This is a genomic window from Mycobacterium sp., from assembly GCF_002863225.1.
GTDB lineage: Bacteria > Actinomycetota > Actinomycetes > Mycobacteriales > Mycobacteriaceae > Mycobacterium.
Window position 1 is genome coordinate 71,161 of record NZ_PKEK01000040.1, and the last position, 25,885, is coordinate 97,045.

The 25,885-nt window shown below is 66.2% G+C and carries 27 protein-coding genes and 1 pseudogene; 16 read left to right on the plus strand and 12 right to left on the minus strand.

From position 1 onward, the window contains the following. Nucleotides 1-62 precede the first annotated feature (62 nt). The 3 genes from CYU59_RS11230 to CYU59_RS11240 are packed head-to-tail and all read left to right on the plus strand — an operon-like array spanning nt 63 to nt 3,192. Complete coding sequence (locus CYU59_RS11230; RefSeq protein WP_292989219.1) at nt 63-863, plus strand: alpha/beta hydrolase; 801 nt, start codon at nt 63-65, stop codon at nt 861-863. Next, a complete protein-coding gene (locus CYU59_RS11235) occupies nt 860-2,029 on the plus strand; it encodes a SpoIIE family protein phosphatase (RefSeq protein ID WP_292989221.1) in 1,170 nt (389 codons plus the stop codon). Before CYU59_RS11230 ends, CYU59_RS11235 begins: the two co-directional genes overlap by 4 nt. Continuing rightward, on the plus strand, nt 2,026-3,192 hold the full coding sequence (locus CYU59_RS11240; protein ID WP_292989224.1) for a glycosyltransferase: 1,167 nt from the start codon (nt 2,026-2,028) through the stop codon (nt 3,190-3,192). The genes CYU59_RS11235 and CYU59_RS11240 overlap by 4 nt, the downstream gene beginning before the upstream one ends. A 1-nt stretch (nt 3,193) precedes the next feature. Here the strand turns inward: CYU59_RS11240 and CYU59_RS11245 are convergent, their stop codons facing one another. Together CYU59_RS11245 and CYU59_RS11250 are read right to left on the minus strand one after the other, a co-directional pair. After that, entirely contained in the window at nt 3,194-3,904 is a 711-nt protein-coding gene (locus CYU59_RS11245; RefSeq protein ID WP_292989732.1) for a DUF1906 domain-containing protein, read from the minus strand. A 55-nt stretch (nt 3,905-3,959) separates the two neighbouring features. Beyond that, the gene (locus tag CYU59_RS11250; protein ID WP_292989226.1) at nt 3,960-4,805 is read right to left on the minus strand and encodes an SAM-dependent methyltransferase; all 846 of its coding nucleotides are present in this window, start codon (nt 4,803-4,805) and stop codon (nt 3,960-3,962) included. 61 nt (nt 4,806-4,866) lie between these two features. On the opposite strand from CYU59_RS11250, the gene CYU59_RS11255 reads away from it, so the two are divergent. Both CYU59_RS11255 and CYU59_RS11260 read left to right on the plus strand, forming a co-directional pair. After that, nucleotides 4,867-5,907 carry a class I SAM-dependent methyltransferase gene (locus CYU59_RS11255; RefSeq protein ID WP_292989229.1) on the plus strand — a complete coding sequence of 347 codons (1,041 nt, stop codon included), beginning with the start codon at nt 4,867-4,869 and terminating at the stop codon, nt 5,905-5,907. A 121-nt stretch (nt 5,908-6,028) separates the two neighbouring features. Next, nucleotides 6,029-6,838: a glycoside hydrolase family 16 protein gene (locus CYU59_RS11260; protein WP_292989231.1), complete on the plus strand. Its 810-nt coding sequence runs from the start codon at nt 6,029-6,031 to the stop codon at nt 6,836-6,838. A gap of 59 nt (nt 6,839-6,897) precedes the next feature. Here CYU59_RS11260 and CYU59_RS11265 read toward each other — a convergent pair whose 3' ends face one another. Beyond that, complete coding sequence (locus tag CYU59_RS11265; RefSeq protein WP_292989233.1) at nt 6,898-7,227, minus strand: hemophore-related protein; 330 nt, start codon at nt 7,225-7,227, stop codon at nt 6,898-6,900. 167 nt (nt 7,228-7,394) lie between these two features. Between CYU59_RS11265 and CYU59_RS11270 the strand changes: the two genes are divergently transcribed. Continuing rightward, nucleotides 7,395-8,702 (plus strand): acyltransferase, encoded by a 1,308-nt coding sequence (locus tag CYU59_RS11270; protein WP_292989235.1) that lies wholly within the window; start codon nt 7,395-7,397, stop codon nt 8,700-8,702. 45 nt (nt 8,703-8,747) lie between these two features. Here the strand turns inward: CYU59_RS11270 and tpx are convergent, their stop codons facing one another. Beyond that, complete coding sequence (gene tpx / locus CYU59_RS11275; RefSeq protein WP_292989236.1) at nt 8,748-9,251, minus strand: thiol peroxidase; 504 nt, start codon at nt 9,249-9,251, stop codon at nt 8,748-8,750. 119 nt (nt 9,252-9,370) lie between these two features. Here tpx and CYU59_RS11280 point away from each other — a divergent pair, with 119 nt between their 5' ends. Next, on the plus strand, nt 9,371-10,243 hold the full coding sequence (locus tag CYU59_RS11280) for a family 16 glycosylhydrolase (protein ID WP_292989734.1): 873 nt from the start codon (nt 9,371-9,373) through the stop codon (nt 10,241-10,243). A gap of 10 nt (nt 10,244-10,253) precedes the next feature. Here CYU59_RS11280 and CYU59_RS11285 read toward each other — a convergent pair whose 3' ends face one another. Continuing rightward, the gene (locus CYU59_RS11285; protein ID WP_292989238.1) at nt 10,254-11,036 is read right to left on the minus strand and encodes a hypothetical protein; all 783 of its coding nucleotides are present in this window, start codon (nt 11,034-11,036) and stop codon (nt 10,254-10,256) included. 100 nt (nt 11,037-11,136) lie between these two features. Then, the gene (locus CYU59_RS11290) at nt 11,137-12,204 is read right to left on the minus strand and encodes a phosphotransferase family protein (protein ID WP_292989241.1); all 1,068 of its coding nucleotides are present in this window, start codon (nt 12,202-12,204) and stop codon (nt 11,137-11,139) included. A gap of 126 nt (nt 12,205-12,330) precedes the next feature. Between CYU59_RS11290 and CYU59_RS11295 the strand changes: the two genes are divergently transcribed. Then, nucleotides 12,331-13,326: an LLM class flavin-dependent oxidoreductase gene (locus CYU59_RS11295; RefSeq protein ID WP_292989244.1), complete on the plus strand. Its 996-nt coding sequence runs from the start codon at nt 12,331-12,333 to the stop codon at nt 13,324-13,326. 27 nt (nt 13,327-13,353) lie between these two features. On the opposite strand, the gene CYU59_RS11300 is transcribed toward CYU59_RS11295, so the two are convergent. From CYU59_RS11300 to CYU59_RS11315, 4 genes and pseudogenes are all read right to left on the minus strand, one after another. Continuing rightward, the gene (locus CYU59_RS11300) at nt 13,354-14,517 is read right to left on the minus strand and encodes an LLM class flavin-dependent oxidoreductase (protein WP_292989246.1); all 1,164 of its coding nucleotides are present in this window, start codon (nt 14,515-14,517) and stop codon (nt 13,354-13,356) included. Between the two features lie 101 nt (nt 14,518-14,618). Then, nucleotides 14,619-15,029, minus strand: coding sequence for a hypothetical protein (locus CYU59_RS11305; RefSeq protein WP_292989249.1), 411 nt, complete (start codon nt 15,027-15,029; stop codon nt 14,619-14,621). A gap of 80 nt (nt 15,030-15,109) precedes the next feature. Continuing rightward, the gene (locus CYU59_RS11310; RefSeq protein ID WP_363114392.1) at nt 15,110-15,811 is read right to left on the minus strand and encodes a GDSL lipase; all 702 of its coding nucleotides are present in this window, start codon (nt 15,809-15,811) and stop codon (nt 15,110-15,112) included. 329 nt (nt 15,812-16,140) lie between these two features. Beyond that, a pseudogene (locus tag CYU59_RS11315) lies at nt 16,141-17,271 on the minus strand (acyltransferase); the annotation flags it as partial. Nucleotides 17,272-17,532: 261 nt separating this feature from the next. Here CYU59_RS11315 and CYU59_RS11320 point away from each other — a divergent pair. From CYU59_RS11320 to CYU59_RS11340, 5 genes are all read left to right on the plus strand, one after another. Continuing rightward, complete coding sequence (locus CYU59_RS11320; RefSeq protein WP_292989251.1) at nt 17,533-17,691, plus strand: hypothetical protein; 159 nt, start codon at nt 17,533-17,535, stop codon at nt 17,689-17,691. Nucleotides 17,692-17,697: 6 nt separating this feature from the next. Next, entirely contained in the window at nt 17,698-18,327 is a 630-nt protein-coding gene (locus CYU59_RS11325) for a nitroreductase family protein (RefSeq protein ID WP_292989253.1), read from the plus strand. Nucleotides 18,328-18,487: 160 nt separating this feature from the next. Next, nucleotides 18,488-18,946 (plus strand): STAS domain-containing protein, encoded by a 459-nt coding sequence (locus CYU59_RS11330; RefSeq protein ID WP_292989255.1) that lies wholly within the window; start codon nt 18,488-18,490, stop codon nt 18,944-18,946. 52 nt (nt 18,947-18,998) lie between these two features. Further along, a complete protein-coding gene (locus CYU59_RS11335) occupies nt 18,999-19,517 on the plus strand; it encodes a hypothetical protein (RefSeq protein ID WP_292989257.1) in 519 nt (172 codons plus the stop codon). 21 nt (nt 19,518-19,538) lie between these two features. Continuing rightward, nucleotides 19,539-20,219, plus strand: a complete 681-nt coding sequence (locus CYU59_RS11340) for an alpha/beta fold hydrolase (protein WP_292989259.1) — start codon at nt 19,539-19,541, stop codon at nt 20,217-20,219. Here the strand turns inward: CYU59_RS11340 and CYU59_RS11345 are convergent. Then, the gene (locus tag CYU59_RS11345) at nt 20,160-21,434 is read right to left on the minus strand and encodes an alpha/beta hydrolase (RefSeq protein WP_292989261.1); all 1,275 of its coding nucleotides are present in this window, start codon (nt 21,432-21,434) and stop codon (nt 20,160-20,162) included. The genes CYU59_RS11340 and CYU59_RS11345 overlap by 60 nt on opposite strands. Before the next feature lie 187 nt (nt 21,435-21,621). Between CYU59_RS11345 and CYU59_RS11350 the strand changes: the two genes are divergently transcribed. Beyond that, nucleotides 21,622-22,839 carry an acyl-CoA dehydrogenase family protein gene (locus CYU59_RS11350; protein WP_292989263.1) on the plus strand — a complete coding sequence of 406 codons (1,218 nt, stop codon included), beginning with the start codon at nt 21,622-21,624 and terminating at the stop codon, nt 22,837-22,839. A 9-nt stretch (nt 22,840-22,848) separates the two neighbouring features. Here the strand turns inward: CYU59_RS11350 and CYU59_RS11355 are convergent, their stop codons facing one another. Then, nucleotides 22,849-23,442, minus strand: coding sequence for an XRE family transcriptional regulator (locus CYU59_RS11355; protein ID WP_292989265.1), 594 nt, complete (start codon nt 23,440-23,442; stop codon nt 22,849-22,851). A 205-nt stretch (nt 23,443-23,647) separates the two neighbouring features. On the opposite strand from CYU59_RS11355, the gene CYU59_RS11360 reads away from it, so the two are divergent. Together CYU59_RS11360 and CYU59_RS11365 are read left to right on the plus strand one after the other, a co-directional pair. Beyond that, nucleotides 23,648-24,562, plus strand: a complete 915-nt coding sequence (locus tag CYU59_RS11360) for an alpha/beta hydrolase (protein WP_292989268.1) — start codon at nt 23,648-23,650, stop codon at nt 24,560-24,562. A 50-nt stretch (nt 24,563-24,612) separates the two neighbouring features. Further along, the gene (locus tag CYU59_RS11365) at nt 24,613-25,881 is read left to right on the plus strand and encodes an MFS transporter (protein WP_363114396.1); all 1,269 of its coding nucleotides are present in this window, start codon (nt 24,613-24,615) and stop codon (nt 25,879-25,881) included. Nucleotides 25,882-25,885: the final 4 nt, after the last annotated feature.

Below are 25,885 nucleotides of genomic sequence, written 5' to 3' on the forward strand. Positions count from 1 at the left end.
GTCCTGTCGCGCTCCACACCAGCGCCGACGGGTCCCGGATCCTGCGGTGGCATTATGAGACCGTGAGCCTGCTGGCACGGAACAACGTGCGGATCGCCGGGGTCGAGGGCGGTCCCGCGATCATGCTCGCGCACGGCTTCGGGTGTGATCAGAAGCTGTGGCGACTGGTCGAAGCCCGGCTGGCACCGAGCTTCCAGCTGATTCTGTTCGATCACGTCGGTTGCGGTGCATCAGACCCGTCGGCCTGGAACCCGAAGCGTTACGAGGATTTGCAGGGATACGCCGACGACATCCTCGGTATCGTCGACGAGCTGGACGCGCGTGACGTGACATTCGTCGGTCACTCGGTGGCCGCGATGATGGGGGTGCTCGCCGTCGCGACCGATCCGACCCGCTTCGCCCGGCTGGTCCTGCTCACTCCCTCGCCCTGCTACCTCGATCAGGGTGACTATCGTGGCGGCTTCTCCCGCACCGACATCGACGACCTCCTGGACTCCCTCGAGAGCAACTATCTGGGGTGGTCCAGGTCGATGGCGCCGGTCATCATGGGTACACCGGACCGGCCTGAGCTTGTCGACGAGCTCACTGACAGCTTCTGTCGCACCGACCCGGCCTGCGCCCGGGTGTTCGCGAGGACCACTTTTCTGTCCGACAACAGAGCTGACCTCCCTCGAGTAACGTTGCCCACGTTGGTGATTGAATGCGCGCAGGACACGTTGGCGCCCCGCGAGGTCGGCGCGTACGTCCAGCAACGGATCGACGGCAGCAAGTTGGTCACACTCGATGCCGTCGGCCACTGTCCACAGCTCAGTGCTCCGGACGCTACTGCTGACGCCATCGCCGCATTCGCCGGTGCGACGTGACGACAGAGCCGGTCCTGAGTGAAAGCGCCGGGGACCTCTACGAGAACGCGCCTTGCGGCTACGTGGTGGCGGGTCCCGATCGACGCATCGTCAATGTCAACACCACGCTATTGACCTGGCTCGGATACGAGCGAAACGCGTTGATCGGCAAGCCTTTCACCGATCTCCTCGCGGTCGGCAGCCTGATTCACTACGAGACGCATTTCGCGCCGCTGCTGCAGCTGCAAGGGCAGCTCGCCGGTGTGACCGTGGATTTGAAGACCGCTGACGGTAGTCGACTTCCGGTGTTCGTCACGGCCAACGTGAAGTCCGACGGTGACGGCCGGCCGGTCTTGCTACGCATCACGTTTCACGACGCCGGCATCCGACGCTCGTACGAGCGAGAGCTCCTCGACGAGCGTCAGCGGGTCGAGCGCGAACGTGCGCGGGTCCAGATCTTCGCCCGGACTCTGCAGCGAACGTTGTTGCCGCCCTTGCTTTCACCCCCGCAGGGACTGGATGCGTCAGCCCTTTACCACGCCGCCTCGGTCGACGACGTCGGCGGAGATTTCTACGACCTGTTTCCCCTGGCGCAAGACAAATGGGCCTTTTTCATCGGTGACGTCAGCGGCAAGGGCGCCGGCGCCGCTGCGGTGACCTCGCTGACCCGTTACACACTGCGGGCCGCAGCGGCGTTCGACGCCGATCCGATCGAGGTGCTGCAGAACCTGCACACGGTGCTCAGCCAGGAGTTCCGTGACACCGTAAACCAATTCGCCACAGTGGTTTTCGGTGTCCTCACGCCACGCGACGGCGAATTCGACGTCCAGCTCGCCAGCGGTGGCCATCTGCCTCCGCTGGTGCTCGGCGCGAACGGTGAGGCGCGCTACACCGACACCGTCGGCGGACATCCCGTCGGGATACCCATGGAGCCGCGGTTTGTGGCCACTCGGATCCGCCTCGGGGCGGGTGACACTTTGGTCCTGTACACCGATGGATTGACGGAGGCGCGGGTCGGCAGCGGCACCGAGCGTTACGACTTCCACGGAGCACTGTTGGAGTTCGCCGCCGAGCACGCGCCGGCCACCGCCTCGGCGATTGTGGCGGAGATCCAGTCGTTGCTGGACGGCTTCGGTTCAGGTCTGGAGGATGACGTCGCCGTGTTGGCGCTGGGCGTTCCGCGATGAAGTGTGTGCTGGCAGCCTACGGAAGCCGGGGTGACGTCGAGCCGTGCGCCGTGGTCGGTCGGGAGTTGCAGCGTCGCGGTCACGACGTCCACATCGCGGTCCCGCCCAACCTGCTCGCTTTTGTCGAATCGGCTGGGCTCTCCGCTGTCGGCTACGGGCCTGACTCGCACGCGCAACTCGACAGCGCGGCCGGCTTCTTCGGAGGCCACGTCGGCAACCCCTACGGCGCGTTGCCCGAGATCGTGGAACGGGTCAGCCAGGTCTGGTTGGACAAAGGCACGGCGCTGGCGTCGCTCGCCGACAACGCCGACGTGATCGTTGCCGGGATGAATGAACAGCGGCTCGCCACCAATATTGCTGAATACCAGCAAATCCCGTTGGTAGCGCTGCACTTCTTTCCGTCGCGCATTCATCCGGCCGGAGTGCTGCGGTCGCAGCTGGCCGCGCGCTGCGAGCAGCCCCTGCGTCGGTCGTTGAGCTTGCCCGAGACGTCGGAGCCGATGGCGCCGCTGCTCGAGATCCAGGCCTACGACGAGCGCTGCCTGCCCGGTCAACCGGCCCAATGGGCCGAACCCGGCAAGCCGTTCGCCGGGGCGCTCACCCTGGAAGCGCCGGCCGATGACGACGCTGGGGTGTCGTCGTGGATCGCCGAGGGTACGGCTCCGGTCTACTTCGGGCTCGGCAGCACGCCGATCTCACCTCCCGCCGACATCGTCGAGAAAATGATCGCGGCCTGCGCTGAACTTAACGAGCGGCTACTGGTCTGCTCAGGGCCCAACGAGCTGTCCGAATACGACCACTTCGACCACGTGAAATTCGTCAGCGCGGTAAATCACGCGGCGATCCTGCCCGCGTGCCGGGCGGCGGTGCACCATGGCGGCGCGGGAACGACGGCGGCCGCGATGCGCGCCGGGGTACCGTCGCTGATCCTGTGGCTGTGGCTCGACCAACCGGTGTGGGCGGCCGGGGTCGAGCAACTGAAAATTGGCGCGTCGCAGAGTTTTTCGGAGGCTACGGTGGATTCGCTGATCGTGAATCTGTCGTCCATTCTCAACCCAGATTGCATCGCCCGCGCCCGCAACATCGCCACCCAGATGATGACACCGCACGAAAGCGCCTCGTGCGCGGCTGATCTCGTCGAGAGCGTCGCGCACGCCGCCTAACTCACCGATCCAGATCCCACTGACCATAATCGGGGGCCAGCACTTCGTCGACGTCGATGTGTATGCCACCAAGCAGCGGTCCTGGATTGGACGCGCTGTTGACGATCTCCTGGTAGAGCACCGCGCCGGGCTCACGTTGGCCATGCGACCACGTTCTGGTCTGCCACGCCCACCAATGTCCCGGGGTGCTCGAACGGCCGATCACACCGTCGTTGATCGACCAGCGGCAAACCTGTGCGTGGCCGTAGATGCCGGTCCGCTGCGGCCCCAGCACCGAGTTGATGCCCCGAAACCAGTTGACTGCCAGGTTGTTCCACGTATCTACGTTGATGTCGTCGTCGACGCTGAAGAATATCGGCGCCGAATTGCTGCCGCCGGCCGCGTTGTGAAGTCCCAACGCGGTATGTGCATCGGCGACGCCACCGTCGAATCCACGGGTGAAGTCGGACGGCGCCGTCCCGCCAGGTTTGCCGTACTGGAAATTGCTGACGATGTGTAAACCAGCCCCGCACAGCGCATCCGCGTACCCGCGGGTCAGAGGCTTGGCCTCGAAGTGGGCGCCCGGTCGCGGCTCGGACACATAGTTCACCACCCCGATGTATCCGGCGGATTTGATCTCCTCCGGTGCTATGCGGCGCTCAGCGAAGTCGATCAGCCGGGGATTGTCGGCGCGGGCCGTCGGCACGCCGAGGGTTACGCCGAGCGGAGCCATACTCAGCGCCGCAGCGTATTTGGCGAAATCGCGCCGCGAGAACATCGCCGGCCGCCTAGTGCGTGAGCAAGGCGGCCGCGCTCCACGGTCGCTTGCCTGGGTGTCGTGGATCGGGTTGGGGTCCCCACGCGGCCGGCCGCATGAAGAACGGCAGACGGCGGAATCGATTGGCCGCCAACAGCAGTGACTCGGCCTCCAGCACCTGCCAGCCGAGGTCCTCGAAGTAGGCCAGTCCGTTCTCCGGCGCGAATTTGAACGGCGCGTTCTGCAGCATTCCGGACATCTTCTTGTTCATCATCTGCTTCAACCGGGCGCCGCCGAAGTCCAGCATCCACCACTTCACCTCGGCGCGTTGGAACGAGGTCGAAAGCGCCGCCACGTCTTCGGCATCCAGATAGTGCAACAGGCCTTCGGTGAGCACTAGAGCTTTCTGGACGCCGTCGAGGGCTTCGTCGAGGAACGCTTGTCGGGCCACCGGGTCGGCCAGATCGACGGCCGTCCGGGTCAACTGGCACCGCGGCGTCTGGTCGGCGAGCAAATCCGTCTTCTCATCCAGTAGCGGCGCGAGGTCGGCTTCGATCCAGGGGAAGTTCGACGGCAGATCCAACCGGTACGGGCGAGTGTCCAGGCCGGCGGCCAAGTTCAGCACCCGGTCGCACCCGTCGGCGATGGCCGCGGCGATGGCGTCGTCGATCAGCTTGGTCCGCGCGACCAGCCACCAGCCGCTGCGACTCGTCATCGGCGTCTCGGCGACGATCGCGCGACCCTGCTCCCCCGCAAGGCGCTCGGCGAGCGGATCGTTGAAGAGCGCGTCGCGCCGCGCCGATTCGGTCGCGCGGTACAGGGCGGTCCACCTGGCCGTGTCGGAAACGTGAGTGATCAAATGTCCGGCGTCTGCCATACGTTGCGTTATAGCACTCGGTTGCTGGTGGAATCCGGGTCGGGTCGTGTACAAGGGTTGGATGGACGTTCCGGCTGACGGGGCCGCCGATGCGTCCGCGCTGCGCGAGGCGATGGTCCGCCGGTTGCATCGTCGAGCGGTGGTGACGGCGCAGATCACGGTGCCCGCGGTACCGAGCCTGATCGACGAGTACATCAAGATGTGCGACAACATCTTTGCCGCCTCAGGTGTGCACTACACCGCCGAGCAATCCGCACAGTTGCGCTCGGTGCTGACCGCCGAGTTACTCAAGGCGTACACGGCCTCGTCGCGTTCGAACATCGTGATCTCATTTCACGCCCCGTTCGGCGTGGGGATGAACTACCGGGTCACAACGGAATCCGTCACATTGGGCGGCGCTTACGACGGTTGGGTGGACACCCGTGAAGGGCCGCTGTTCGGTACCGAGCCGGACGCCAGGGTGTGGGCGCTGGCCGGCGAGCTGGCCGATTCCGGTCGCCATCCGGTGCTCGACATCGGTGCCGGAACAGGCCGCAACGCGTTGGCGTTGGGGCGGCGTGGTCATCCGGTCGATGCGGTCGAGATGAGCCCGAAGTTCGCCGAGATCATCCGGGCCGCGGCCGATCGCGAGTCGCTGCCGGTGCGGGTGCTGCACGGCGACGTCTTCGAGACGATGCACGGGGTGCGCCACGACTATCAGCTCGTCATCCTGGCCGAAGTTGTCCCGGACTTCCGGACCACCGGCGAACTGCGCGGAATCTTCGAGCTCGCCGCGGACTGCCTGGCGCAGGGAGGGCGCCTGGTGTTCAACGCTTTCCTGGCGCGTGAGGGCTACCAACCGGACGACGCGGCGCGTGAACTCGGGCAGCAGTGCAACACCATGATTTTCACTCGAGATGAATTAGCCTCCGCGACAACCGCTTTGCCGCTCTCGCTGGTCGACGACGTCTCGGCCTATGACTACGAGAAAGCCCACCTGCCCGACAGCGCCTGGCCGCCTACCAGCTGGTTCGACGGGTGGGCCAACGGCCTCGATGTGTTCGACGTCAGGCGGGAAGAGTCACCCATCGAGTTGCGCTGGCTCGTCTACCGAAGAGGGTGACGCGCACACGAGACAGAAGTCAGGGCTGCGTTCGAGACCGGAGCGACGACGTTGGCTTCTGTTTCGCGGCTCAGACCGCGCTCGAGGCAGCCAACGCCGCCGCTGCTAAGGTGCTGTGCCTATGCCGGAGATGGATCGTCGCGCCCTGCTGTTGATGACGGGAGTCGGTGTCCTGGCAGCCGCCGTTCCCGTTCCGGAGGCGCGTGCCCACCCCCGTCTGCCGGCAGCGCCCGCGGGCGGCTACATCTTCTCCGACGAGTTCGACGGCCCAGCGGGCTCGGCGCCCGACCCGTCGAAGTGGGCGGTGGCCAAGGCCCGCGAGACGATCAAAGATCCGACGCACTGGGAGCTGCCGGAGAACATCGGCCAGTACCGCGACGACCGCCGGAATGTGTTCGTCGACGGCAAGTCGAACCTGGTCCTCAAAGCCGCCAAAGACGGGCCCACCTTCTACAGCGGCAAAGTTCAGAGCCACTGGCGGGGCGGTGTCGGCCACACCTGGGAGGCGCGGATCAAGTTCGACTGCCTGACCGCCGGCAGTTGGCCCGCTTATTGGCTGGGCAACGACGACCAGGGCGAGATCGACATCGTCGAGTGGTACGGCAACGGGAATTGGCTGCCGGCCACCACCGTGCACGCCAAAGCCAACGGCGGCGAGCATGTATCCGAGAGGATTGCGGTCGACAGCGCGTGGCACACCTGGCGCTGCCAGTGGGATGCAACCGGCATCCGGTTCTGGAAGGACTACAGCGAGGGCGCGGCGCCGTATTTCTCGGCGCCTGCGGATGCGCTGCCGGACTGGCCGTTCAACGGACCCGGCTACACCGTCTACCCCGTGTTCAACCTTGCGGTCGCCGGGTCCGGCGGCGGCGATCCCGGCCCGGGCAGCTATCCGTCGCAGATGCTGGTCGACTACATCCGGGTCTGGTAGCGGGTCTCAGGCAACGAAAACGGGGCGAACCCGAAGGTCCGCCCCGCCATCGATTGAGATCAGAAGCCGTTGCAGGTGGCCGCGACGTTGTTGAGTACTCCGTAGGCCGCCGGCGCCTGAACTGGGTGTTTGGCCGCTTCTTGGTCAGCCAGAGTGCGGCGGGTGTCGGGTGCCGACGCAAGGTAGTTGCGCAAGAAGCTCTGCGCGTCAGGACTCTTGTCGAGCAGACTTGCATAGCCCGGGTTCTGCTGTAACAGCGCTGCGTGTACCTGGTTGTAGTTGCACGTGGTGTTGATCGCCTGCTCCGACAGCCCGTCGGCGGACGCGATCCCCGCGCCTACGAGCGCCGACAAGGCCAGACCGCCGACTACACCAGCCAGTTTGCTCATTGAACGCGTGACCATATGTGGAACACCTTCCGGATTACGAACCGCCGAACCTCGGCGTCGAGATCCTCAGTTTACCGGAAGGATTCGCACACCAACCTCCTCGAGTGTTGGACTCATAAACCTCACAGGTCACACTTAGCTTCGCTTAGTCCAGGTACTTTTCGAATATGACCGATGCCCCGGCCCGCAATCTGGCGGTCGACTTCTACCGCGTGTGCGGGGTGATCCTGATCGTGCTGGGTCACTGGCTGGCCGGATCGGTGACGTATCGCGACGGATCATTCGGTCGGCAGAATCCGCTGGAGGATCAGCCGTGGACACAATGGCTCACCTGGATATTCCAGGCGGTGCCCACGTTCTTCGTGGTCGCCGGCTACGCCGCCGCAGTCTCGTGGAGCCATCGGCGGGCCGACGGTGCCATGTCGGGGCGCAGTTGGGTGCGGCATCGCCTCGCCCGGGTATTGGGCCCGTCGGCGGTCTACGTCGCGGCGGTGTCGGTGATCGTGGTGGCCTTCGAGATCACCGGCACGGCGGGGACGCTCCTGGAATACGCCGGCTGGGCAGTGGCCATGCATCTGTGGTTCCTCGCCGTATACCTGGTGTTGGTGCTGCTCACACCGACAGCCATTGCGGCACAACATCGCTGGGGACTTCGGGTGCCGCTTGCGCTCGGGGTGGGCCTCGTCGCCGTCGACACCGCTGCCCTGGCCGGCCACGTCCCGTATCTGAACTGGCTCAATTACCTGCTCTGCTGGGGGCTGCTCTACACACTCGGAATCGCCTGGCGGAGCGGGTTTTTGGCCGGTCTCAGGCCGCTGCTTCTGGCGGTCGGATCGGCGTGCGCGCTGTGGCTGCTGATCTGGATCGGTCCCTACCCGGTCAGCATGATCGGGGTCCCTGGGCAAACCGTGCAGAACACCGAGCCGCCTTCGACCGCGATGCTGGCGTTCGGCTGTGCGCAGGCCGGGCTGGTCATCGGCCTCGCGCCCGCGGTCAACCGCGTGCTGCGAACGGCGGCTATTCAGCGAGTGTTAGCGCCCGCCAACGACAACGTGATGGCTCTGTATCTGTGGCACATGATTCCGGTGGTGCTGGTGGCGATCGTCGCCTACCCGGCTGGGTTGTTGCCGCAACCGGCCGAAGGCGGCGTCGACTGGTGGCTCGGCCGACTGGAATGGGTGACCATCCTGGGCGTGGTGACCGCCGCCGAGCTGGCGTTGTTGTGGTGGGGTCGACGCATCTTCGCCGCTCCCCTTCCCGTCCTTGCTACCGCCGACCGGCGCTTGGCCGCACCGCTGCTGCCGGCCGGCGCGCTGATGGCCGCCTACGGCCTCGGGGTGTTGGCGGCGCAAGGCTTCGCGCCGGACGGGCATTTCCCGTGGCTGACCGCAGGGGTGTTCGCCGCCGGAGCTCTGCTGGTCGCAGTGTCCTCGCACGACCGGACCGCCGTCGCGGCAGTTCAGTTGCGGCAGTGAAACTTTGGCGGCTACCCCGCTGACACGAGGTAGCCGCCGTCCGATTCAGGACGAAGCTTTGAGCGCTTCCAGTGCCGCGTCGTAGTTCGGCTCCTGGGCGATCTCGGGCACCAGTTCCTCGTAAGCGACGTTTCCGTCGGCTCCGATGACCACGACGGCACGGGCGAGCAGACCGGCGAACGGTCCGTCGGCGATGGTTACGCCGTAATCCTGACCGAAGCTGTCCCGGAATGCCGAAGCGCTCTGAACATTCTCGATGCCCTCTGCGCCGCAGAACCGCGCCTGCGCGAACGGCAGGTCGTTGGAGACGTTCACCACCGACACACCGCCGGCGGCCGCACTCTCGTTGAACTTGCGAACACTGGTGGCGCACACCGGGGTGTCGACTGATGGAAAGATGTTCAGCAACACCGGCTTACCCTGGAACTGCTCGCTGTTGACCGCGCCGAGATCGGATCCGGTCAAATTGAAAGCGGGGGCCGGGGCTCCGACCGCCGGCAGGTCACCGACGGTGTTGATGGTGTTTCCGCGCAAAGTTATCTGTGCCATGCGCACAGTCTGCCAACCACCGCGAAGAGGTGTCGGGTCGGGGCCGATCCAACGACGTCGAACCGGCCGCGCGCCACGCGGGTTGGGCTGCAGGTTCCGGGGTCGTCTCTATATATTGTCTGACTGTGCCAGAGATGAATCGACGCAACGTCATGATGACGTTGGGGGCCGGCGCGCTCGCCGCCGCCATCCCCGCTCCCCAGGCCCGCGCTTACACTTCCCCGCGGGTGCCAGCACCGACCGCACCTGCGCCCGGGGCGCAACCCGGCGCCTACCTGTTCCACGACGAGTTCGACGGCCCCGCCGGTTCGGCCCCCGACCCGTCGAAGTGGGCGGTGTCTTCTCACCGGACGCCGATCAAGAATCCGGTCGGTTTCGACCGGCCTGAGTTCTGGGGCCAGTACCGCAACAGCCGGGAGAACGTCTTCGTCGACGGCAACTCCAACCTGGTTCTGCGTGGCACCAGGGAGGGCAACAAGTTCTTCGGCGGTCTGATCAGTGGTAACTGGCGCGGTGGCATCGGCACCACGTGGGAGGCCCGGATCAAGCTGAACTGCCTCACCGGTGGCGCCTGGCCGGCGTGGTGGTTGTCCAACGACTTCCCCGGCCGCGAGGGTGAGGTCGACCTGCTCGAGTGGTACGGCAACGGCGAGTGGCCGGCCGGCACCACCGTTCATGCCGATCCGTTCGGCACCGCCTTCGAGACCCACCCGATCGGGGTGGACGGCGGCTGGCACACCTGGCGCGTGACCTGGAACCAGGGTGGTTTCTACTTCTGGCAGGACTACGCCGACGGTATGGAGCCCTACTTCACCGTTCCCGCGACCGGCATCGAGGATCTCAACGACCCGATCCGCAAATGGCCGTTCAACGACCCGGACTACAACCTGTTCCCGGTGCTGAACCTCGCGGTCGGCGGCTCGGGCGGCGGCGATCCCGCGTCCGGTAGCTACCCGACCGAGATGCTGGTCGACTGGGTGCGCGTCTTCTGACCCGTGCCGGTCAGCGCCGTGACTGTCGCACCTTGTACGTCGACGGCCACGAATGGCGGGTCTCGTCGCCGACCAGCGCCGTCCCCTTGCCTCCGACTTTGACGGCGTACGCCTCTTCGCCCGCGCCAACTTCACGGTTGGCGTGCTCTTGGGCCAGGTAGTACAGCTCGTCGATGGTGGCTTCGTGATACGCGACGAACGTGGTCTTGCGTTCGATGTCACCCGCCGCGGCGGTCATCCAGTCAGGCAGGATGCGGGTGGCCAGCGCCCCTAGGCCCAACAGCGTGAACGGCACCACCCAGTAGCCGAGGTACGCCACGGGAGTGCGCGCATCCAGCGTCGAGGCGTCGGCGGCCACGATCGGTGGAACCGCTGAAGACACCGTCGCGCCCGCGAACACCGCGGTCCAGATCCAGGTCAGCCGGGTGGTGATCTGGCTGAACACATCGCTGTTGACCACGGCAGGCGGCTGATTCGCCGCCGCATACTCGTGCGGGAACGAGGCCCCGAACTGCCGCCCGGCCAGGGTGACCAGCAAGATCCCCGCGAAACTCAACGGCAGCGCCCAGCCCTGCATTACCGGCCGGCTCGCCAGCAGGGTTGCCAGCGTGATGATCAGAAACGTTGTGCCAGAGCCAATTTCCAGCGAGCGTCGAGGTGTGCGGGTGAGGTATCCGGCGACCAGGCCGGCGATGGCGATCGCGAAGGCGACCACAGCCGCAACGAGCAGCGGTGCATTGCCGACCAGTACCCAGTAGACGATCCACGGCGCGAAACCCAACAGAATGCCCACGATCAGCCAGTGTATGAGCGGACGGGCATCAACGGGTGTGTCGGGGTGGCCGAGCGGCCAATATGTTGCGGCCTGCGCTCGGTGGCGTTTTGAAAGCCGTTCAGGTGGTGAGCTTTTGCGCCAGCTCCCACGCCGTGTCAGCCATCTGACGGTAGCGCTGGCGATATTCGTCGGTGCCTGCCCGAGAATCCGCCGCATTGCCGTCCAGGCCCCGGCGCCACACCCCGGCGGTGATCGACGCCAACCGGAACATCGAGAACACCACGAAGACATCCAGCGATTCCGGCAGCGGCCGGCCGGCGTGCGCGCAGTAGCTCTCCAGGAATTCTCGCTGGTCGGGAAGTCCTGTGCCGGACAGGTCTTCACCGAGGACGCCGCTCAGTCCGCCGGGTCCGCCGGGCACGTGATAGGTCACGCAGAAATATCCGAGATCGGCCAGCGGATCACCGATCGTCGACAGCTCCCAGTCCAGCACCGCGACCACCCGCGGTTCGGTCGGATGCAGCAGCACGTTGCCCAAGCGATAGTCGCCGTGCGCGATGCAGGCCGGTTCGTCGTCCGGCGGCAAGTGGTCGGGAAGCCACGACGCCAGCAGATCCATAGCCGGCATGTCTTCCATCCGCGCGGCTTCCCACTGCCGCGTCCACAGCGCCACTTGGCGCCGCATGTAGCCCTCCGGCCGACCGAAACCTTCGAGTCCGACGGCCCGCCAATCGACGCTGTGCAAGGCCGCCAGGACCCGCGCCAGATCCTCGTAGACCGCGGCGCGGTGCGCGGGAGTCTCGTCACGCAGCACCCGATCGGGAAAGACCCGTCCTGGAACATGATCCATGACGAAAAATGTTGTGCCCAAGATGGATTCGTCATCGCACAGCAGGCGCATGCGCGGTACTGGGACGTTCGTCTCGGCCAAGGCGGCCATCACCCGATGCTCGCGCTCCACTTCGTGGGCACGAGGCAGCAGCTTGCCGGGCGGCTTCTTCCGGAGCACGTACTCGCCGCCCGCGGTGCGCAGGTGAAAGGTGGGATTGCTCTGGCCGCCCTGAAACTGGCGCACCTCCAGTCGGCCGTCGAACTCGGGCAATCGACCGCGTAGATAGCGGCCCAGCGCCGCTTCGTCGAAGCGATGGGCGGGCAGCACCGGCACCAGCTCAGCGACACCCGCCATTCGTCACCCCTTCGATCACGGCTGCGAGAACCCTACCGAGGAGGGAGAAATACCTTGACCCGTTTCCGGCACCGAGTCATCGTCGACGCTACCTTCTGGCGGTTCGCTCTGGATTAGGGTCCGGCTATGGATATCTCATGCGCCTTCGCCACCTCATCCGACACTCCGGCGCACGTGGAACTCGCGGAAAGCCTCGGCTACCGACGCGCCTGGCTCTACGACTCCCCCGCGCTGTATCCCGATGTGTGGATGATCCTGACGCGATGTGCCGAGCGCACATCGCGGATCGGACTGGGGCCGGGCGTGCTCGTCCCGAGCCTGCGGCACCCGATGGTCAACGCGGCCGCGATCGCCGAGCTCGTCGCGGAGGCGCCCGGTCGCGTTGCAGTGGCCGTCGGGTCCGGCTTCACCGACCGCTTCTCGTTGGGCAAGCGTCCGCTCCCGTGGCGACAGGTCGCCGACTACGTCCGCTGCCTGAAATCGCTCCTTGCCGGCGAGACCGTCGAATGGGACGGCGCCAAGATCCGGATGATGCAGCCGGCCGGCTACGGTGCCGAGCGACCGGTCGATGTTCCGTTTCTGATCGGCGCGGACGGGCCGAAAGGCCTCGCCGTGGCTGCCGAGCTGGGCGACGGCGTGTTCTCGGCGGCGGTGCCGCAACCCGACGCGGTCCACGCGGCGGACTGGCGTGCACTGCTGTCCTTCGGGACTGTCCTCGACGAGGGCGAGGACGTGACGTCAGCGCGCGTGGCCGACGCGGCGGGACCCGGCGCGGTGGTGATGTATCACGCCATCTACGAACGCGGCGGCGCAGCCGCGGTCGACGGGCTGCCGGGTGGGCAAGGATGGCGGGCGGCGATCGAGGCCCAGCCGGCAGACGAACGGCATCTCGCGATTCACGAAGGACACCTGGTCCGGGCCAACGCGCGCGACGAACCCCATGTCGCAGACCTCATTCCGATGGCCAGCGCGGCATCGCTGACCGGCACGCCCGACCAGGTCGCCGCCTGGGTGCAGGACCTCGCCGCTGTCGGCGTGACCGAAATCGCTTACCAGCCGGCGGGATCCGATATCGAGCGCGAGTTGCGCGCCTTCGCCTCCGCTGCCGGCATCTCCGGCTGAGCGCCACATCTGGCCTCGGCCGAGCGGCTAATCCGACCGGATCTCGTCCTCGTACTTCTTGGCCATGTGTGCCACCGCGTCGATCTGGGACTGCGCGAGGCCTTCGCGAACCTCGCTGGCGCGCGCCGCGGCATCCAGGGTTGGCTGTGCCTGACCCTGGAAATGCGGCATCACCTCGGCGGCGAACAATTCGGCCGAACGCCTGGTCGCCGACGGGTTCGCCCACTCGTGACCCATCTGCAGCATGCAGCCGAAACCACCCGACTGGTCCCACATCCGCTGAACCTGTTCGCGCGCCCGCTCGGGTGTTCCGATCACGCCGGCCCCGTTGTCGTTGATCACATCGATCATCTCGTCGATCTGTTCGCCCGGCATGGTCATCTGCGGGAAGGCCGCAACTTTTTGGAAGTAGTTGAACCACGGCGCCAGACCGAATTTCACGTCTTCGCGTGCCTGCTTGTCCGTCTCGGCAATGTGAAACGGCCCGACCAGGCTCCAGTTCTTGCGGTCGACGGCCGTGCCGAAAGCGGCGGCGCGCTCCTCGACGATGTCCCAGTGATATTGCAGGGCATTGAAGCCGTCGACGGTCAGTGTCGCCCCGATCGACAACAGGCCGATACCGTGCTTGCCGGCCAGTCGGGCACCGGTCGGCGAAGCTACGGCGGCGACCGCCAGGGGGACGCCGCCTTCGGAGTACGGGGCGAGTTGCAGGCGGGCGTCGTGCAGCTCGTGGGTGGGCGTTTTCGCCGACACCGTCTCACCGCGCAGCAGCCGCACAAGAATGTCGAGGTTGGTGTCGAGCAATTCGCGGGTGTCGGTCGGGGTCAAACCGATCATCGCCGAGTCACTGGGCAGTGACCCCGGCCCGACCCCACCGATCACCCGTCCGTGGGTGAGGTGATCAAGCATCATCAAGCGATCGGCGACCCACAACGGGTTGTGGTACGCGAGCGATAAGACGCCCGTGCACAACGTGATCCACTTGGTCCGCTCCGCCGCGGCGGCGATGAAGATCTCGGGTGACGCGATGATCTCGCTACCCGCCGAGTGGTGTTCGCCGATCCAGGCCTCGTCGAAGCCGAGCGCGTCGAGGTGCTCGATGAATTCGAGGTCTCGCTGCATGGCCAGCGTGGGGTTGGTGCCTGCGCGGTGGAATGGCGCGATGAAATACCCGAACCTGAGCTTGGCCATGAGCGGTCCCCTAGCAGTCGCGTTGCTCCGACCTTAGTCCCGTCCGAGCGTCGGGACTAAGGACTCGGAGCCGCGATTTGCCGAATCAGACCGGGCGAGCGTCAGGGGATGTGGACGTTGACGCTGGGTCCGCCCGGGATGCTGCCGCCGCCGCCACCGGGGCCGCCGCCACCGGTCGGTCCGCCGGGGATGCTGCCGCCGCCGCCACCGGGGCCGCCGCTACCAGTGGGTCCGCCGGGGATGCTGCCGCCGCCGCCGTTGGGTCCGCCACCGCCGGTCGGTCCACCGGGGACGCTGCCGCCGCCTCCGTTGGGTCCGCCGCCACCGGTACCACCCTCGGTGCCCCCGCCGCCGCCGGGTGCTCCGGTCGGGGCAACACTCGACGACGGTGTCGTGGTCGTCGTCGTGGTGCTCGACGGCCCACCCTTGTCGTGGTCGCCACCGCATCCGACCGCCAACGTGAGTATGGCAGCGCCGGAGAACAGCGTCATGGACATCCGCGCAGACTTCATGTGCAATCCCAACTGTCGACTTGTGCCCCCCGAGGTACCCGTGACCGCGGTGCTCGAAACGCCCCGATTTCGTGCGGCGATCAGCCTCTGCGGGACAGCTGGGCATGGATCAGCGGGGCGATTTTCTCCGCCATGTAGGCGTGTCCGGCGTCGTTGGGGTGCACGCCATCCGGGCCGATCAACTCGGGCCGGCCGACGAACCAGCCGTCGCTGATCGGGTCGATGAACGTCGCGCCGAAGTCGTGGGCCTGGCCGCTGAGAATGTCGCGTATATAGAGGACGTCGGGCGGCGGGTCCGAGTCCGTCCACGGCGGTCCGATCACCAGCAACTTCGCCGAGGGCGCGATCCGTCGGGCCGCGTCGAGCGTGTCGTGCGCCATGGCCGTCATCTGCATCGGGTCGACACCGTGATCGTTGCGTGAACCGAAGAACACCACCAGCGCGTCATCGGGGTGGACGGCGCGGTTGGTCAGGTCCTCGAAGACGCTGCCGTGGTCGCCGCGGACCACGTAGCCCGCCCTGCCCTCGGAGGCGACTTCGGGCGCCACCTGAACGCCTTGGCGAGCGAGCGTCGACCACGTGCGATTGGTCCAGGTATTGGCTCCCCAGCCGCCTTCGTCGGTTCCGGTGGTGTAGGAATCACCGATCACCGCGACGTGGTCGATCGGAGTCCCGCGGGCGACGGTCTCGAGTTCGCGCGGTGCGGCCGGACCGTGGGTGACCATCCCTGCCGCGAGAGCGGCGACGACAACTGAGGCCAGCGGACCGACCGTTACCTGCACTGCCCCACCACCTCGGCCGCGTGTCACATCCGTACAAGCGGAATCGTAAAACCTGACGCTGGAATTCGCTGTCGACGCGCTGGCATCCGACCGGGCACCGCGTGGATGCCGTTCAGCTGACTGAGCCCTGTCATGTCGACGGAGCGCGGGACGCCAACGTCCTCGCGCCACGGGAATCGTACTCGATCGTCGTGTGGCGCAGTATCGCTCGCGTTACTGCGGCCTCAGCCGGCACGCGCCGACATGGTTTTCGGGCGGCCTTCGTGGGACCCGTCGACGGACTGCAACTTGCCACCTGCGAGTTGGGCGGCGGCGTCGGTCCCGGTCTGGGGTTTCCCGTCGCCGACCATTCTGCGCATCCACCGGCGCCCTGGTTCCTCGACGGCGTGGTACAGCAACGCTGCGGCGATGAAGGTGATCGCCAGCACCGCGGCCAGCAGGAGTTTGCCGCCGGTGCCGAACAGCGTCAGCTCGAATTGCTCGGCGGTCCACGTCCATGAGGTGTGCGCCAGTTCGTGAACCATGTACAGGCAGAACGAGATCTGCCCGCCGTACACGAAGGGCCGGGTGGACAGCAGCGCGGGCAAGCTGCCGGTGCCGATCGCCAGCGTCATGACCAATGGCACGAACAGGATGTCGACCAGGCCGCCGGTGTCGGTGACGCCGTGCAACGGGTGCGCGTCGGACCAGTAGAGGAAACCCACCACACCGGCGATGAGCAGCACGGAGGCGTAACCGGCGGCGCGGCGACCACGATCCGTCGGTCGCAGTCGGCTGACCGCGGCGGCGACCAGCGCTCCGGCGGTGAACTGCATGACGATGCGCGGCAGCCAACTCCAGGGCGTGTAGAACTGGCCCGTCACCAGCAGCGACACCACCGGCGGCAACGAGGCGGCGATCGCCAGCCACATCAGGCTGCGGGCCCGCGTCGCCCGCGCCATCCGGAAGACCACCAGCACCAGGAGGCCGAACAAGAGGTAGGCCAACCATTCGGCGCTGATCGACCACGCGGGCCCGTCCCAGCTGGAGTTGTCGAAAAACGGCTGGAACCACAACTGGACCATCAGAACCTGGCGCACGTAGCTGATCGCGGTGAACCGGTAGATCTCCTGGGACGGCACGTGGCCGACGTGCAGCGTGAAGATGACCCAGAGCGCGGCCAGGTGCAGGGTGACCAGATACACCGGCCAAACCCTGGCCAGGCGCAGCCAGAGGAAGTGCAGGGTGGCGCGCGTCGACCAGGACCCACCCATCCGGTCGAGGTAATTCCAGGTCAGCACGAACCCGCTGAGAATGAAGAACAGATCGACACCTTGAGCCCCGCAGTTGAGCACCGGTGTCAGTGCGTCACGGAACCCGGGAACGGCATCGCGCAGCAACGGGCGGAAGTGAAACAGCACGACCCAGACGGCGGCGACGATGCGAAGTCCGGTGAGGGCCTTGATTTCTCCGCTGCGCACAACAATCTTTCCGTGAGACCACAAGCTTTTCGTTCGCCGCTGCGCCGGTTACTACGGCGTTGGCAGGTTATCAGTGCACCAGGGCGATCGCGAGTCGCCCGCCCGGTGCGCCTCGAAGCGAATACGCAGGCAGAGACGTGGAAGGGACCATTCCCCGGATGCGTTGACACGGCTAGCGTCAGCACCGAGTCCATCGTTCCAGCCCACAGGAGAAGCTGTGCCACTGTCATCCGTCGACCGGACCGAAGGCCGAGCATGAGGATGCGCCGCACCGAACAGTTCGGCATCGAGCACCCGGTTGTGTCGGCTCCGATGGCGCTGATCTCGGTCGGCAGGCTCGCTGCGAGCGTCGTCGCCGACATCGTCGCGCGCGCCGCGCTTGTCCTGGGCCGGGCCGCCGACGTCACCAAGAAAGGTTGAACCACGATGGATCTCGCATCGGTCGACGAACTGCTGACCACCACCCGCTCGGTGCGTCGACGTCTCGACCTGACCCGGCCGGTCAGTCGGGAAGTGATCATGGAATGCCTGCAGATCGCGATGCAGGCGCCGACGTCGAGCAACGCGCAGGACTGGCGGTGGCTCGTGATCACCGACGCCGGCAAGCGGGCGGCGATCGCCGAGATCTACCGGAGTATCGGCGAGCACTACCTGCCGCGGCTGGCGGCGTCGGAGTCTGATCCACAGACTCAGCGGGTGCTGCGCAGCGCACTGAGCCTCACCGAGACACTCGCCGACGTGCCGGTGCACGTTATTCCCTGTCTGCAGCGGCGATTCGACGGCAACGATCTCGTCGTCGCCTCCTCGGCCTGGGCGTCGATCATTCCGGCCGGATGGAGCTTTCTGCTCGCCCTGCGCTCCCGTGGTCTCGGATCGGTCTGGACCACAATGCATTTGGGCAGAGAACGGGAAGTGGCCGAGCTACTGGGCATTCCCGACACGGTCACCCAGGCTGCGCTGTTCCCCGTCGCCTACACGATCGGCCGTGAATTCCGGCCGGCGTCGCGGCCGCCCGCGGAGACCGTGACGTTCTGGGATGGCTGGGGCGAAAGCTGACTTAGCCCGGTTATGTTGCGGGCGGGTGAAATCGTTTCTTAGCAAAGTATTAAAGCCTGCACCCAGTGACCTTAGAGTAGGCAATTAGCGTCTCAAATAGATCGGGGTCGTCGCTGATCCTGACAATGCAGTAGCAGTATTTGGGATGGGGGAAGTTTTCATGAAGGACCCGATTATCACGCCAGCTTCGTATTTGGCGCCGCGACACGCCCACCTTCCTGTGAACTGCAGTGGCGCCGCTGTGCGCGCCCAATGCCGCCACCTCGCGACTGTGGTCACCATCACCGGTGCCGTGGATGCCAGCAACGTCGAGCAGGTCATCGATTACGCCCAGCGCTTCAACCTTCCGGACAAGCCGTTCGTTCTCGATCTGACGGGCCTCGAGTCTTTCGGGCCGCAAGCCGTGCGACTGCTGTACGCGGTCGACGACGCCTGTGCCGCCGCCGGATTGGAATGGGCGGTCATTCCCAGCCAGGCAGTCAGCCTGACCCTGCTGGTGACCCACGAGGACGTCAGCTTTCCAACCGCGGCAACGGTCCACGAGGCATTGCAGTACTTCGCCGACGCCACCAGTGCTCGGCGTCGTCTACTCCTGCCGCTCTTCAACAAGACCGCTTAGTCACGCGTTCGCGCGGCGACGTACGTACCGCAGAGTCCGTATGCTGCTATCTGTGACGTCTAAGTCGACTCTTGCCACTGCCTCGGTGCTGACCGCTCTGGCATGGGCCGCGTCGGTGGGCACGGCCGTCGCCGACCCCACGCCCGCACCCCCGGGACCTTCCCCGGCTCCCGCGCACCCGGCCGCGCCGGCCGCCGCTCCAGCCGCCGCGAAGACGACGATCGATCACGACGGCGTGTACAACGTCGGCACCGACATCGTGCCCGGTGTCTACACCTCGGCCGGTCCGGTCCCGAACGGTGTCTGCTACTGGAAGCGGCTCGGCGAGGACGCCAAGCAGCCGTTGGACAACGCGATGAGCAAGAAGCCGCAGATCGTGCGGATCGAAGCCACCGACAAGACGTTCAAGACGAGCGGCTGCCAGGCCTGGCAGAAGAACGACGCCGCCGTCCCCGACCCGGGTAAATCCCCGGAGCAGGCCGGGTTGGGCCTGGGCATTCTGAACTCGTTGATCGGCGGCGGAAACACGTCGCCGCCGGCGAATCCCACACCCTCGACCCCGCCGAAGTAGTTCGGGGCCGGTCCAGAGCGTATGCAGACCGTCGAGTACACCGCCGGTCGGCTGGCGGACATTTTCGGCGATCCTTCGCAGCCCACAGTGCTGCTCTGGCATGGGCAGCAAGCCGACGCTCGCTCGTCGGTGCGGTCTCTCGCGGAACTGATTGCCGCCCGCGGCCGCTGTGTCGTCGCCGCCGACTGGAACTCCCACGCCGCCGATGGCGGCCGGGCCGATCTGCTGGCCTCGCTCCACTACACCCGGGATCGCGCTGCCGAGCCCGATGATCTGGTGCTCGTCGGATGGTCGATGGGCGGTCTCGCCGCGGCGGCGCTGACGATCCGGGCATCCGAACTCGGCGTCACGCTCGCGCACACCGTCTGTCTGGCCGGCGCCTTCATGGTGCCCGACCCCATTTTCCACGAGCTTCCGGCAGCTCAACTCCGGGACACCGAGCGTCCAACCCCGTTCACACTGCTGCACGGATCAGCCGACCGCGTCATCCCCGTCTCGGTGGCCGACGACTTCGCCGCGGCGCTGCGGGCCACCAACTGGCCGGTGAGTGTGGTCGAGTTGGCCGCCGATCACGGGTCGATCGCCGGCGCCGCTTACGACCCGGACGCCGAGCGCTACCACGCCGCGACCGACGCGCAGTCGCTAGCCGTCGCCGCCGACGTGGCGGCGCGTATCGCCGACGCCGGCCGGCAGAGCGACTGACTGCGACAGCCAGGCACGCAGCTTGGCGTAGACCAGCGGGTGGTTGAGCAGGTCGAAGTGATTCAACCCGGTCAGAATCAACCCCTGCTCCGCCGCAAACGGGACGAGTCGCGTTTTGCCAACGCCCGTAGCGCTTTTCGTTCGAACGAGATGGTCGCCGGCGAGCAACCCGAGCAGCCGCGGCGACACGGTGGTCGACACGTAGTGGTATGTGGCGTGCGGCAGGAACGGCGCCTCGCCGCAGCGGTCGCGGAGGAATTCGTCGGGGTCGGCGTCCAGCCAGTCCTCGTCCAGGCAGGCGCCGAAGCGCAAATCCTTCACCCCGTCGCTGCGGGCGTTCAAGAAGTCCGCGATGGCCCGGGTTTCGGGTAGCTTCGCCAGCGCCCACGCTGCGATGTTGACACCTTTTTCCAGGTCGGCGCCGAGGTGCGGCGACCCCAGGCACACCACCCGCGTCACATCGTCGGTCCAGGCATGCTCCTGCTCCGTGCCGTAGTGGCATGCGCTGCGCGCGACCAGTCCGCCCATCGAGTGGCCCACCAGTACAAGCTCGGTGACGGGGACCGGCCAGTGAGCGTGCAGGAGCTCCAGAATGTCGGCCATCGTTCGGCCGTTGACGGAGATGTGTAGTCCGCTGTTGTAGCGCAACAGTATTGGGCTGTAACCGAGCTCTTCGTGCAACCGCTCCCCGTAGCTGCGGCCGTCGTCGGTTTCGCGTGGTGCACGCGACCACGCCCGCTCGGTCATGCACCAGCCGTGCACGAAGACGACCACCCGCCCAGTCGCAGCCGGATACGCCGCCGCCAGTGCCTCGCTCGTCAGAGCCACCGATCTGCCGTCGTGGCGGACCACCATCGCGCCGGCCAACGGATTCTCGTGATCGGCCAACTCGTCGCCGTAGATGCCGTTGACCGCGGCCAGGAACGCGCCGACGGAGTCGCTGCGTGACTCCAGTGGCTCGTCGACCTCGTTGCCCCAGATCTCGCTGGCCACCAGCCCCGCCACGCGGCTCGCGCCACGCAACCCCCGATCCACGCCGGTGTAGATCGCGCCGGAAATTCCGTCGTGGATCGTCCTGGTCGGTGCCGCGGACGGTCCGATCGAATTGAAGACGCGGGTGGCGATGCCGGAGTGCATTCCGCGTACCAACGCCGTCAGCACCGTCGAGGCCTCCCCTGCCAGTTCGCCGACAGCACGGATATCGCTGCGTTGCATATGGCCCCCTCCGGGGTCGACAGATGTCAAGATGGCCTGGCAACCTCGCTAGCTGCTCGAATCCCGTCCTGGATTCTCCCCTGAGCTGCCAGTTTGTTGAGTCAGTATACAAACGTTTACTGTATTTACCAGTGGCTGAACTCGTTGGCCGTGACCTGGATGCGGCGCAACGCCTGATAGGAGCCTGATGGACGCGACCTTTTCGCTGGAATTGCCCGACGAAGTGGTGGAAGTCCGCGACTGGGTGCACGAGTTCGCCGACACGGTGATCCGGCCCGCGGCCGCCGAGTGGGACGAGCGGGAAGAGACTCCGTGGCCGATCATTCAAGAGGCCGCCAAGGTCGGGCTCTACACCCCGGACCTGTTCGCGCAGATGGCCGGCGAGGCCAGTGGGTTGGGTATGCCGACGGTCTTCGAGGAGATGTTCTGGGGTGACGCGGGTATCGCGTTGTCCATCATGGCCACCGGGTTGGCGGCGGCCGCCCTGGCCGCCAACGGAACCCCGCAACAGATCGGCGAGTGGCTGCCCCAGATGTTCGGCAGCCCCGGCGATCCTCAACTGGCGGCGTTCTGTTCCTCAGAACCCGGCGCCGGCTCGGACGTCGGTGCGGTTCGCACCCGGGCCAAGTACGACGAAGCCTCCGACCAGTGGATCCTCAACGGAACCAAGACGTGGGCGACCAACGGCGGAATCGCCAACGTCCACGTCGTGGTGGCGTCGGTCGAACCCGAGTTGGGCACCCGGGGTCAGGCGACGTTCATCGTGCCGCCCGGAACGAAAGGCCTGTCGCAGGGCCAGAAGTTCAAAAAGCACGGCATCAGGGCATCGCACACCGCCGAGGTGGTGCTCGACGACGTCCGCTTGCCCGGTGAGCTGATTCTCGGCGGCCGCGAGAAATTCGAGGGCCGGATCGCCAGGATCAAGGAAGGGCATCGCACCTCGAGTCAGGCCGCGATGATGACCTTCGAGCGGACCCGTCCTACCGTGGGTGCGATGGCTCTGGGCATTGCCCGCGCCGCCTACGAGTACGCGCTCGAATACTCCGGTCAGCGCGAGCAGTTCGGTCGCAAGATCGCCGAATTCCAGGCTGTCGCTTTCAAATTGGCGGACATGAAGAGCCGTATCGACGCATCCCGGATGCTGGTGTGGCGGGCCAGCTGGATGCAGCGCAACAACAAGGCGTTCACATCAGCCGAGGGATCGATGGCGAAGCTCTACGCCAGTGAGACCGCGGTGTACGTCACCGATGAGGCCATTCAGATTCTCGGTGGCAACGGTTACACCCGCGACTACCCGGTCGAGCGGATGCACCGAGATGCCAAGATCTTCACGATCTTTGAGGGCACCAGCGAAATTCAGCGACTGGTGATCGGCCGGGCGCTGACTGGTCTGCCGATCCGCTGACACCGGCCCCTAGTGAGCGGCGTGCGCCTCGTCGGCGGCGCCGTTGAGGGCCAGCCCTTCGTCCCAGTCGGTGCCGTCGTGGCCGTCGACATGCTCCTCGGCGGCCGGCGGCCCGGCCTCGAACTCACCTTCGTCCAGCCCTGCCACCACCCGGATCGCCGCGATCAACTGTTCGACCAGCGGCGTCTCCGCGGCGGTGGGCGTACCGCCCTGCTCGAGCTCGTCGGGCAGTTCACGCCGCAGCCCGAAACCGTTGGCCGCCTCGTGCGCGGACAGCTTCGCGTGTACGCGGGCGTTGTAAAGCTGTTGTCCCAGAGTTGATCCGGGCGCGTCGGCCGCGCGCTCCATCAGATCGTCGTAGCGGCGACGGACGTCGCTGAGCGCCATCATCACGGTGGGAGACGGCCTGCTGTGGCTTGCCGCCTCGGTCAGCGCGGCGCGTAGCTTGCGCATACCGGAGAGCACGATCTCGGCCCGCTTGTGGAATTTCTTGTCTTCGGGAAACGGCAGCGAGTCGATGGCCGCCCGGTACATGTGCATCGCCGCGTCGGCAAGGTTCACGATGGTCTGCGCTTCACCTTCGTGCTGATCGAATTCGCCCATAACCCCTCAACTCGTTGATGGTGTCGGCTCAGTCCGCGACAGGCCGCCAACACTTCCGCTCCGACAGCTGCTCGGAAGAGGTTATGGGTAACAGCGTCGACTCGACAACAGTAGTGCGCTCCCGGTTGATCGGCAGCCCTGTCTTCGTCGTGCCAGAACGCGGGTAACCCGCGTCCGCGCCACGGGCCCGTGTAACACTGCCGTAATGGCATATTCGATTGCTCGCCCCAAGCTGGAGGGCAACATCGCGGTCGGCGAAGACCGTCAGCTGGGTTTCGCGGAATTCGGCGATCCGCAGGGGCGCCCGATCTTCTGGCTGCACGGCACTCCCGGCGCTCGTCGGCAGATTCCGGCCGAGGCCCGCGCCTACGCCGAGGACCATCACATTCGCCTGATCGGAATCGACCGGCCGGGTATCGGATCGTCGACCCCCCATCAATACGAAAACGTCCTTGCTTTCGCCGACGATCTGCGGACGGCCGCCGACACGCTGGGCATCGACAAGATGATCGTGATCGGGTTGTCCGGGGGCGGTCCCTACACGCTGGCCTGCGCCGCCGCGATGCCCGAGCGGGTGATCGCCGTCGGAGTGCTGGGCGGGGTGGCGCCGACCGTCGGTCCCGAAGCCATCGGCGGCGGACTGATGGCACTCGGCTCCTACGTTGCGCCGCTGTTGTCCGTTGCCGGGCTTCCGATCCGGCTGGCGGCGGCCGGTTTCATCCGGCTGCTGAAGCCGGTCGCCGAGCCGGCGCTGTACCTGTATGCCGGGGTGTCCCCCGAGGGTGATCGCCGGCTGCTGGTACGGCCGGAGTTCAAGGCGATGTTCCTCGACGATCTGCTCAACGGGTCGCGTAAACAGTTGGCGGCGCCGTTCGCCGACATCGTCGTGTTCGCCAAGGACTGGGGCTTTCGACTCGACGAGGTGAAAATCCCGGTCCGCTGGTGGCACGGCGACCGCGACCACATCGTCCCGTTCGCCCACGGGCAGCATGTCGTCAGCGGGCTGCCCGACGCGGAGCTCTACACGCTGCCCGGTGAAAGTCATCTCGCCGGTCTCGGTTTCGCCGAAGAAATCCTGCGCACGATGATCGAGTTGTGGGACAGCATCGAAGAGAAGTGAATTCCGGTGTGCGACCAACACCGTCGCACGCCATGTGGTAAACGGTGCGAGTGCCTGCAAACCAGCCGCTCACCAAAGATCAGCGCAACTCTTTCATCGCCGCACTGCTGGGCTGGACGATGGACGCCTTCGACTACTTCCTCGTGGTCCTCGTCTATGCCGACATCGCAAAAACGTTCCACCACACCAAGGCCGAAGTCGCGTTCCTGACCACCGCGACATTGCTGATGCGCCCGGTGGGTGCGTTGCTGTTCGGACTCTGGGCCGACCGGGTCGGTCGGCGCCTCCCGCTGATGGTCGACGTGATCTTCTACTCGGTGGTCGGATTCCTGTGCGCCTTCGCGCCGAACTTCACCGTGTTGGTCGTCCTGCGACTGCTGTACGGGATCGGAATGGGCGGCGAATGGGGTTTGGGCGCAGCGCTTGCGATGGAAAAGGTCCCGGTGGAACGCCGGGGATTCTTCTCCGGCTTGCTGCAGGAGGGCTACGCCTTCGGCTATCTGCTGGCAACGGTCGCGTCGCTGCTCGTGGTCGATCAGCTCGGGCTGTCCTGGCGCTGGCTGTTCGGCCTGAGCGTCATTCCGGCGTTCATCAGCCTGATCATCCGCTACCGCGTGCAGGAATCCGAGGTCTGGGAAGCCGAGCAAGCCCGAATGAAGTTGACGCGCACCCGGATTCGCGATGTCCTGCGGGACGCCGCTGTTGTCCGGCGGTTCGTCTACCTGGTGCTGCTGATGGCGGCGTTCAACTGGATGAGTCACGGCACCCAGGACGTCTATCCGACGTTTCTGTCGGCCACCCACGACGCGGGGGCTGGGCTGTCGCACGCGACCGCGAAATGGATTGTGGTGACCTACAACATCGGTGCGATCGCGGGCGGGCTGATCTTCGGATCGCTGTCCCAGCGTTACGGTCGACGCCACACCGTGGTGTTCTGCGCGGTGCTGGGCTTGCCGATCGTGCCGCTGTTCGCCTACTCGCATTCGGCGGCGATGCTGTGCCTGGGCTCGTTTCTGATGCAGTTCGCCGTGCAGGGCGCCTGGGGTGTCATCCCCGCGCACCTGACCGAGATGTCGCCGGATGCCATTCGCGGCTTCTATCCCGGTGTCACCTACCAGCTGGGAAACCTGCTGGCGGCGTTCAACCTGCCGATTCAGGAGCGGCTGGCCGAGACCCGCGGCTACCCCTTCGCGTTGGCCGCGACCATCGGTCCCGTGCTGATAGCGGTCGCCGTGTTGACGGCGATCGGCAAAGACGCCACCGGAATCCGCTTCGGCAGTAGCGAAAGTAGTGCGACCGGCGTGGTGGACGGCCGATAGGCTC